The 9,827-nt window shown below is 43.0% G+C and carries 8 protein-coding genes; 5 read left to right on the top strand and 3 right to left on the bottom strand.

What is annotated here, in order from left to right; translation table 11 throughout:
* Positions 1-1,089 (top strand): DUF3458 domain-containing protein (locus VLN09_RS04210; RefSeq protein WP_325243981.1); only part of this gene is annotated, 1,089 nt, incomplete at its 5' end.
* Between the two features lie 120 nt (positions 1,090-1,209).
* Here VLN09_RS04210 and VLN09_RS04205 read toward each other — a convergent pair.
* On the bottom strand, positions 1,210-2,292 hold the full coding sequence (locus VLN09_RS04205) for a 3-deoxy-7-phosphoheptulonate synthase (protein WP_325243979.1): 1,083 nt from the start codon (positions 2,290-2,292) through the stop codon (positions 1,210-1,212).
* A gap of 364 nt (positions 2,293-2,656) precedes the next feature.
* Between VLN09_RS04205 and lpxB the strand changes: the two genes are divergently transcribed.
* The gene (gene lpxB / locus VLN09_RS04200; protein WP_325243977.1) at positions 2,657-3,961 is read left to right on the top strand and encodes a lipid-A-disaccharide synthase; all 1,305 of its coding nucleotides are present in this window, start codon (positions 2,657-2,659) and stop codon (positions 3,959-3,961) included.
* A gap of 59 nt (positions 3,962-4,020) precedes the next feature.
* On the top strand, positions 4,021-4,890 hold the full coding sequence (locus VLN09_RS04195) for a ribonuclease HII (protein ID WP_325243975.1): 870 nt from the start codon (positions 4,021-4,023) through the stop codon (positions 4,888-4,890).
* A 167-nt stretch (positions 4,891-5,057) separates the two neighbouring features.
* Here the strand turns inward: VLN09_RS04195 and VLN09_RS04190 are convergent, their stop codons facing one another.
* A complete protein-coding gene (locus VLN09_RS04190; protein ID WP_325243983.1) occupies positions 5,058-5,633 on the bottom strand; it encodes a DUF924 family protein in 576 nt (191 codons plus the stop codon).
* A gap of 180 nt (positions 5,634-5,813) precedes the next feature.
* Between VLN09_RS04190 and VLN09_RS04185 the strand changes: the two genes are divergently transcribed.
* Together VLN09_RS04185 and VLN09_RS04180 are read left to right on the top strand one after the other, a co-directional pair.
* Positions 5,814-7,067, top strand: a complete 1,254-nt coding sequence (locus tag VLN09_RS04185) for a carboxynorspermidine decarboxylase (protein WP_325243973.1) — start codon at positions 5,814-5,816, stop codon at positions 7,065-7,067.
* 277 nt (positions 7,068-7,344) lie between these two features.
* Positions 7,345-8,619 carry a saccharopine dehydrogenase family protein gene (locus VLN09_RS04180; RefSeq protein ID WP_325243972.1) on the top strand — a complete coding sequence of 425 codons (1,275 nt, stop codon included), beginning with the start codon at positions 7,345-7,347 and terminating at the stop codon, positions 8,617-8,619.
* A gap of 99 nt (positions 8,620-8,718) precedes the next feature.
* Here VLN09_RS04180 and htpX read toward each other — a convergent pair whose 3' ends face one another.
* A complete protein-coding gene (gene htpX, locus VLN09_RS04175) occupies positions 8,719-9,633 on the bottom strand; it encodes a protease HtpX (protein ID WP_325243971.1) in 915 nt (304 codons plus the stop codon).
* Positions 9,634-9,827: the final 194 nt, after the last annotated feature.

Raw genomic sequence — 9,827 nt, 5'->3', positions numbered from 1 at the left:
ATTATCGCTGAGCGTATGTTGCTATTAGACCAAGCCAAGCAAACCTTTACTTTTGAAGGTGTAAGTGCTGAGCCTATCGTATCTTTGCTACGTGATTTTAGTGCACCCGTGCAGTTGAATTATGACTATCAAGATGAAGATTTGGCGTTTTTACTCAAATATGAAACCAACGGCTTCAATCGCTGGCAAGTCACGCAGATTTTGGTCAACCGTATCTTATTGCAAACACAAAATGTAAAAAGCAGTCCAGATGTTTACCTAGCTGCACTGGCACAAACATTGCCAGTGCTCGCAAGTGAAGATGCGATGTTGGCAGCGCGCTTGCTTGATATCCCATCAGCGCAGGAGCTAGCGGCTGCCATTCATAACGATTATGATCCAGAATTGGTTAAGGCGCAGCGTGAAGGCTTGTATCAGCAGTTGGCAGCGGCATTAAAAGAGCAGTGGGTAACAATATACGAACAGCTACCTTTACAGCCTTATGAAGACAACGCTGAAGCGCGCGGCAAACGTGCGCTACGTAATGTGGTGCTTGACATGGCATTGACAGCGAACGTTGAAGGTGCAGACCAGTGGGCGCAGCAGCAGTATGATGGTGCCAGCTGTATGACTGAGCGATTTGGGGCACTAAAAGTCATGTTCAATCATCAAGTGGCGAATGCTGATGCGTATTTGGCAGATTTTTATCAGCGTTTTCAAGCGGATGATTTGGTCATTGATTTGTGGTTTAGTGTGCAAGCGTCAGCTGATAACGTGAGTGCCGATGTTATCAAATCATTACTCGAGCATGCAGATTTTGATTGGAATACCCCTAATCGTGTGCGTTCAGTGATTAGTGCCTTTACCTCGCAGCCAACCGCATTATGGACGCAAGAAGGTTTGGATATCTATACAGACGTGATTAAAAAGTTGGATGATTCTAATCCTATGATAGCCTCGCGCTTATTGCAGGTATTGGCACGTTGGAACACTCTAGCAGAGCCTCGCCGTCAAATGGCACATGCGCAACTGCTCGATGTACAGCAGCAGGTATCATCTAAGAATGTGCATGAGAGCCTGAGCAGTGTACTGGGTACAGCGAATGAGTAGGGCTTAATCAACGGTTTTATTATTCTAAAACCATAGATTTAAAACCAAAAACCCCCGTTTGACAGTTAACTGTCAAACGGGGGTTTTTATGAATGGCTAAATACGCATTAAGTTATACTATTAACGGTTAGGCAGGACATCTTTGATAGCATTGCGCAGATTGTGCATCGCTTCAACTGTACTTTCCCAATCTAGGCAGCCATCAGTAATCGACATGCCATATTCAAGTGCATCCAAATCATCGGTCAGCTCTTGGCGACCACCTTTTAGATGGCTCTCAATCATCATGCCGATGATGGACTTATTGCCGTTTCTGATTTGATCTGCGACGTTTTGGATAACCATTGGTTGTAAGTAAGGGTCTTTACCTGAATTGGCATGACTTGAGTCAATCATAATCTTGCTACTGGTTTTGCCTTTAGCAAGTGCGTCTTCCACTTGAGCAACTGCCGTTTCATCGTAATTCGGCTTACCGTTACCACCACGAAGTACCACGTGAGCATACGGGTTGCCTTTTGATTTGATAATAGATACTTTGCCATCTGATGACAGACCCAAGAAGCTATGGCCCGCTTTTACTGCTTGCATAGCATTGACCGCAACAGTCATACCGCCATCGGTGCCATTTTTAAAGCCAACTGGGCATGATAAACCTGAGCTCATCTCACGGTGCGTTTGGCTCTCGGTAGTACGAGCACCAATCGCTGACCAACTGATTAAGTCTTGCATGTATTGCGGTGTGTTTGGGTCAAGGGCTTCGGTGGCGCACGGCAAACCTTTTTCATTAAGATCAAGCAGCAGCTTACGAGCCGTACGCAGACCTTTTTCGATATCAAAGCTGTCATTCATATCGGGGTCATTAATCATACCCTTCCAGCCAACGGTCGTACGCGGCTTCTCAAAATAGACACGCATCACAACGAATATGCTGTCTTCAATCTCTTTTGCCAATATGGCTAAGCGATCAGCATATTCATGAGCGGCTTTAATGTCATGAATAGAGCATGGACCAATAACCACAAACAAACGCTTGTCTTTGCCATCCAAGATATTTTGGATAGTGTGACGACCATTTAAAACGGTTTTATAGGCTTCGTTTGATAAAGGCAGTTCAGTTTTTAGCTCGTTGGGTGTGATTAAAGGAATAAATTTTTCAATATTCACGTCGTCAATTTCTGCATTATGGGTAACTGTTGTTGTCATGATTATATATCGTCTAGCTAATTTATAGGGACTTTCATTATGCGGACAAAAGGACCGGTTGACAAGGGCAGTCGAGCAGTTAATTGACTGATAACTGGAATGCTGATGCGAAAACTTGGTTATACTTGGTGATTGTAGAAGGGATAAAACGGCGTTAATGGCAGTAGGTTTTTTTGAGTAATTTCGCTATTTTTATCATCGTCACGTATGATGACCGTATAAATGGTGGAATTTGAGCATAATAAATGCGGTTGATTAATTATAGTAAGCATCGATGCTTGATGTGCTATGCGATATTTTATAATATTTAAATTCCATTTTTCGTACAACTTTTACTGAAACACTTCACTATTAAGAGCTTGTCATGACCGATACTGCTACGCTTCAGCCTGATTTAACTGCGCCATTTGATACTTATGAGTTGGCTACTGTCACGAATAAGCCGCTAGTCATCGGTATCGTCGCCGGCGAGGTGTCAGGAGACAGTTTGGGCGCAGATTTTATGCAGCAGATGAATAATCTACGTGATGACATCATTTGGGTTGGCGTTGGTGGTACCAAAATGCAGGCGCAAGGGCTTAAGAGTATTTTTCCATTATCACGCTTGGCAGTGATGGGGTTGGTAGAGGTCATGGGGCAGTTGCCTGATTTGCTTAAGGCGCGCCGTGAGTTACTTGCAGCCTTTAAAGCCGCAGATATTGATTGGTTTATTGGTATTGATGCCCCAGATTTTAATCTGCGAGTGTCTAAGAAATTAAAGCCTCAAGGCGTTTTCTGCGTGCAGTACGTCAGTCCTTCTATTTGGGCGTGGCGTGAATCGCGTATCCATAATATTAAGGCGGCGACTGATTTGGTACTGTGTCTGTTTCCGTTTGAGCTGCCCGTTTACGAGCGTTATAACCATCCGGCGATATGCGTTGGGCATCCACTGATGCATACCATTGACCAGTCACTGCTCGACATACCAATCAATCAGCGCCGTAGTGAGCTTGTTTGGCATAACGATGGCTTGCAGCAGTTTTTTATCGAACGCTTTGATGAGGTCAGCCAGCTTATTTGTGTGATGCCAGGCTCACGCCGCGGTGAGATAACGGCTATTTTGCCTTTGATGCTCGATGGTATCCAAAAGCTGCTTTTATTGGACCCAAAGCTCTGCTTTATCATTCCAACTGTCGATCAAAATCATCAATATATCGTCCAAGACGTCATTGATCAGCGCTCAGAGCAGCTGCGTGCCGCCATTGTGGTAGTCTATGATGATAGTCAACCAACCTTTAGTCAGCAGGCGATGGCGGCATCGGATATTGTGATGTTAGCCTCAGGTACAGCAACGCTTGAGGCGATGCTACTCGAGCGCCCTATGGTGGTGGTTTACCAGCTTAATCAGCTGACTTATCAGATTGCTAAACGTCTGGTCAAAGTGCCCTATGTGGGCTTGCCAAATATTTTGGCAGCTACAGCTATTGTACCGGAGCTGATTCAGGAGCAGGCAAGTGGTGATAATATTTGCCGTACCGTCATGCGCCTTTTGCAGCCACGTGCTTATGCTGAGCAATTGAATGCACTAATTGAAACCAAGCATCTCTTGCAGCAGCAAAGTAATCATCAACCTGCCAATAGCGTGATTGAACAATGCTATCTTCAAAATCACCTTTCAAAAACACTGTAGATCTAGTAAGCGAATTCACCTTATATATCTTCATCTCATAAAATAAGACCGTAGAATCAATGAATAGCATGCCACATACAGAGAGCAATATTTTACAGATTGAACGCAGGATCGAGCAGATTGATATCAAGGGACAATATATTAATCTGGCAGCACCCATTCATATATCTGGTCAACTTAATATCACTGAATTACTCGCTCAATATTCGAACGATAGTGTACAGGGCCATACTGTCTCCGCGCTCCAGATAGGTGTCGATGAAGCGGGGCGTGGACCGTTATTAGGCAGTGTCAATGTCGCTGCAGCACTATTGCCACGTGCTTGGTCAGGTCTGATTGAGGCGCAGCCACTGAAAGATACCCCGTTATCGATATTGACCGACTCTAAGCAGTTAAGCGAAAAAAAGCGCGATCTACTGTATCCTTTGGTTCAGCAGTATGCGATTGGCTATATCGTCGCTGATATTCCAGCCGTGGTCATTGATCAGATAAATATCTTACAAGCCACCATGCTCGGAATGCGTTTATGTACTGAGATACTGTTAGAAGTCATTACTCGTTATTTAAATAACATGGCACAAGACATACATCAGCTACAAACGGAAGTTCTATTCGACGGGAATCGTTGCCCTGAATTAAATGACGCTAGCCTTCAGGCGTTAGGAGTAAAAATCTCTTCGATTGATTGCCAAGCTTGGGTCAAGGGTGATGGGCGTCATACCAGTATTGCTGCTGCCAGTATTTTGGCAAAAGTTAGCCGTGATAAAACCATGTACGCGCTGGACGCTGAGCATCCTAAATATGGCATTGCCAAACATAAAGGCTATCCAACACGCGCCCATATGGAGGCAATCGAAACTTATGGCGTATTAGCCGCGCACAGACGCAGCTTTGCGCCTGTTAGAAAGGCACTAGAAGACGAGCGTTAAGGCTTTGGTAATAAAGTAAGAGAATTAAAGAAATAGAGTCGATACATAGAGAGTAAGTAAACTTGTAAATAGCCTAAGCAATATAGAAACTATTTTTTAAGCTAACAAAAAGTTTACTGGCAAACAGCAAAGCCTTTTTGTTAGATATTTTGCTAGACAGTAGATGGTTAAAAGGAAGAGTCAGGTTGTTGCAAAAAAGCCAGTTCCGCAGCAGTGGAATCTCTATCTAACACCTCATTGCGATGCGGATAACGCTCAAACTGCTCGATAATTTCTTTGTGACGCTGCTCAAATTCTAAAGTAATGGCATCATCGAGTTTTTCAAATAATGGCAGATAGCGCTCATGAATCATTACAGATTCAGAATGCATAAATGGCATAATAATAAATTTGCGCCATTGCATCGGCAAGGTATGAAAATGTGGCTGCAAAATAGCTTCTTGTGCCAATGCTAGCGCCATACCATCTTGCGCAAATGCCTCTGCTTGATTGCGGTATAGATTGCGTGAAAACTGATCTAATACGATTATTTCTGCCAAACGCCCAGCCAAAGCAGTGATGGAGCTATTGCAATCAGTAAGCGCTTCTGCAATGCGCCAAGTGGCGCATTGCCCTTGCTTTGCCGCTTGCCAAATTTTGCCAAACCTCTCTTTTATTTGCTGGTCAAATTCATCATTTTCCTCAAACCAATATTGTTCATTGTTCTTATCAAACCAAAACGCTAAAACGACCCGTGCATCCAAATTTAGATGGCTCAAATCGATGTGGTCTGAATCCAATGAGGGTAAATTGGCTTGGTTTTTCGAAGTAGAATAATCGGTTGAGAGTGACATAAGATATTCTAATTATGATAAATTTAGTCTACTATAGCGCAAATATTTATATCTGTCACAATGCCAATAGCAGCTATTAGGTTACTTTTTATGAATACAAAAACTTCACAATCGACGTCACCTGTCTCCTCTGTATCACTGCCGCCAACGCCATATTACTTACTTGATGAGGCCGCAATCGTCGCCAATATGCAGATTATCGCCCGTCTGTGCGAGTTGTCAGGCGCAAAAGCACTGCTTGCTCTCAAATGTTTTGCGACTTGGGGCGTGTTCGATATTATGCAACCTTATCTACATGGTACAACGTCATCTTCGCTAAATGAGGTCAGATTGGGTTATGAGACTTTTGGTAATAATAGTGATGCCAGTAGTAAAGATAAAAAAGAAACCCATGCCTACAGCGTCGCTTATAGTGCGGATGAAATCGACGAAGTACTAAGCTATGCGGATAAAATTATCTTTAACTCTATCTCACAGTTGCATGCGTTTAAAGATAAGGCTAATGCTCAGAATATACCCGTCGGGCTGCGTTTAAACCCAAAGACCAGCAATTCATCGTTCATTATCGCCGATCCTGCACGTCCTTTTAGTCGTCTTGGTGAGCATGATAAAGACAAAATCGAAGCAGTACTTGCTGCTATCACTGGGGTGATGATTCATAATAACTGTGAAAATGACAGTTTTGAGGCGTTTAGTGAGAGTTTGGCTGATATTGAAACCAGATTTGGCGATGTTTTGCAGCAGCTTGAATGGGTGAGTTTGGGCGGCGGCATTCATTTTATCGCCCCTGATTATCCACTAGAAAAACTTGCTGACAGATTAAAAGGTTTTAGCGAGACTTATGGTGTACAAGTTTATCTAGAGCCGGGTGAGGCAAGCATTCATGGTGCTGGCACGCTAGTCACAAGCGTTTTAGATACGATGCATAATGAAAAGAATCTCGCTGTAGTAGATTCATCAATTGAAGCGCACATGCTTGATTTGCTCATTTACCGTGAGTCAGCGCCGATAGCGGCTGTTAATAGTGATTTAATTAATATTGCCTCTATTGATATTGACCCTACCAATATCGCACCCATCAGCGAGAATGCTAAATCAGCTGATAATACGATTATCTATGGTCGTTCTTGTTTAGCAGGTGATATCTTTGGTGAGTATGCCTTGCCAAATAACCTAAAAATAGGTGACACCGTGACTTTTGGCAATGCCGCAGGCTATACCATGGTGAAGAAAAACTGGTTTAATGGTGTCAATATGCCAGCCATTGTCATTCGCCGCTTAGATGGCAGTATCGATATCCAACGTGAGTTTGATTATCAAGATTACAAGGCGAGCTTGTCATAGCGCTATTAAAATCATGTTCGAGATGAATAAACGAGACTGCCAAACAACTATCTAGCAATTGTTATTCGCTTTGACGTTTTTAAGTTAAGTTGTAATTTTTGCCGAAAAGTAAGTAAAAATTGTTATAATTGCGACTGGCAAACGTAGTAGGATTTGTCTAACGGGTGCGTGGGTTTTCCTCGGTCTTCCTTTTTAATTCACGCATATCATTCACTCGTTTCTGTTTTGCATAGCCAATATCAATGGTATCGACAGGGACACAAAGGAGGATTGTTGTTTGAACACAAACCAACAAGCTAAGCCTAGTAAAAAAGACGTGCTCATCATCGGTGCCGGCGGTGTCGCTCAAGTGGTTGCGCATAAATGCGCGATGCATAACGATGTACTCGGCGAGATTCATATCGCTTCACGTACCCAAGATAAATGTGATGCCATCGCTCAGAGCGTCATAGAAAAGAACAGCTTTAAGCAGCCAGCGGTATTGCACACGTATGAAGTCGATGCCATGGATACTCAAGCGCTGATACAGCTGATTGAAGATACAGGTATTCAAATCCTTATCAATGTCGGTTCGGCATTTGTGAATATGACCGTCTTGGAAGCTTGTATTGAGACTGGCGTGGCGTACATTGATACCGCTATTCATGAAGACCCTCGCAAGATTTGTGAAACGCCACCATGGTATGACAACTATGAATGGAAGCGTAAGCAACGCTGTGCGGATAATAATGTCACTGCGATTTTAGGTGCGGGCTTTGATCCTGGTATGGTCAATGCTTATGCGCGTCTTGGCTATGACATGATGGATGCAGGTTCAGTCACTGATATTGATATCATTGATATTAATGCTGGCAGCCATGGCAAGTACTTCGCCACAAACTTCGATCCTGAGATTAACTTTCGTGAATTCACCGGTACGGTTTATTCTTGGCAGGACAGTAAGTGGCAATCTAACAAGATGTTTGAAGTAAAACGTACAGATGACTTGCCTGTTGTTGGTGTGCAAAACAGTTACTTAAGTGGTCATGACGAAGTTCATTCTTTATCAGCCAACTTAGATGTACCTAATATTCGCTTTTGGATGGGCTTTGGTGAGCACTATATCAATGTCTTTACCGTCCTACAAAACTTGGGCTTACTGTCTGAGCAACCAGTTATGACTGCTGAAGGACAAGAAGTTATTCCATTAAAAGTGGTGAAAGCAGTCCTACCAGATCCAAGCTCACTTGCGCCAAACTACACGGGTAAAACCTGTATTGGTGACAAGGTTAAAGGTAAAATCGACGGCGTCGACAGCGAGGTATTTATCTATAATATCTCAGACCATAAAGACGCTTATAATGAGGTCGGTAGTCAAGGTATCTCTTATACCGCAGGCGTACCACCCGTTGCTGCGGCGATTCTGGTTGCAACTGGCGAGTGGGATGCAGGTAAAATGGTCAATGTTGAAGAGCTTGATGCCAAACCGTTTATCAATTTATTGAATAAAATTGGTTTGCCCACGCGTATTCAAGACAGCGAAGGCGATAGAGCGCTTGAGTTTGATATTTAGTTAGCGAGTTTGATTTAATAAAAAGCCTATCTTTTATAGATAGGCTTTTTTTGGGCTAATAGAATTGGAGGATTACACTCTAAAAAATTATTCAATCTATCACGCTTCACTAGGATTATAATTTCTCAACGCCGCAATACGGTCATCAAGCGTTGGATGTGAGCGGAAGAGATTAGCAATACTAAAGCCCGTAGATTGTCCTGATGAAATAGCAAACGCTTTCATGCTCTCAGGCATTTGATCTGGACGCTGCTCAGAAGGACGCAAGGCATTAAGCGCACTAATCATTTTTTCGCGGCTGGCAAGTTTTGCACCCATCTGATCCGCACGGAATTCACGTAGGCGTGAGAACCACATGACGATGGCAGACGCCAAAAATCCAAGCAAAATATCCATCACAATACTCGTCACAAAGTAACCAATACCTGGGCTATCACTGGTATTTTTAAAGACAGTCCGGTCAACAAAGCTACCAATAATACGGGCAAAGAACATAACAAAAGCGTTCACCACACCTTGAATGAGGGCCAGCGTGACCATATCGCCGTTTGCTACGTGGCCAATCTCATGTGCCAGCACTGCTTCTACTTCATCTTGATTCATGTTCTGCAATAGACCGGATGAAACGGCGACCAACGCTTTATTTTTATTCCAGCCAGTGGCAAAAGCGTTTGGCTGTGAGTTATTAAAAATCCCCACTTCAGGCATACCTATGTTTACTGCTCGTGCCTGTTTAGCCACGGTATCTACAAGCCATTGTTCCGTAGCATTTCTTGGAGTCTCAATGACCACTGTTCCTGTTGATCTTTTGGCCATCCACTTTGAGATAAATAGTGATACCATCGAACCAACCATGCCGTATACGCCGCACATAATGGCAAGACTGGTGTAATTTAGCCCGCCCGCGCCATGTACGCCACCAATCCCAAAGAATCTGGATAAAATACCAAATACGATGCTAAATACCACAATCACCGCTAAGTTGGTTAATAAGAACAATCCAATACGCATCATGACGCTAGTTTCCTAATTTTAATTTAAATACAACTTTAAGACATAATCCTCTATGAGGTATTATATTTTTACTTTACATAAATGGCGTTATTTTGATAAATAACAATCCCAGTTAACCGTATAAATACAGTGATATGGTTAGAGAGTAAAGAATAAAAATAAATGATAAAGCCATCTAAAAGGTAAGAATAATC

The organism is Psychrobacter sp. (assembly GCF_035469765.1).
Taxonomy (GTDB): Bacteria; Pseudomonadota; Gammaproteobacteria; order Pseudomonadales; family Moraxellaceae; genus Psychrobacter.
The sequence above is the reverse complement of the archived record's forward strand: the minus strand, read 5'-3'. Positions and strand labels throughout refer to the sequence as shown.

Coding starts and splice junctions, on each gene's coding strand:
- VLN09_RS04185 (WP_325243973.1), top strand. CDS start 5,814: ATGAATACAAAAACTTCACAATCGACGTCACCTGTCTCCTCTGTATCA.
- VLN09_RS04205 (WP_325243979.1), bottom strand. CDS start 2,292: ATGACAACAACAGTTACCCATAATGCAGAAATTGACGACGTGAATATT.
- lpxB (WP_325243977.1), top strand. CDS start 2,657: ATGACCGATACTGCTACGCTTCAGCCTGATTTAACTGCGCCATTTGAT.
- VLN09_RS04195 (WP_325243975.1), top strand. CDS start 4,021: ATGAATAGCATGCCACATACAGAGAGCAATATTTTACAGATTGAACGC.
- htpX (WP_325243971.1), bottom strand. CDS start 9,633: ATGATGCGTATTGGATTGTTCTTATTAACCAACTTAGCGGTGATTGTG.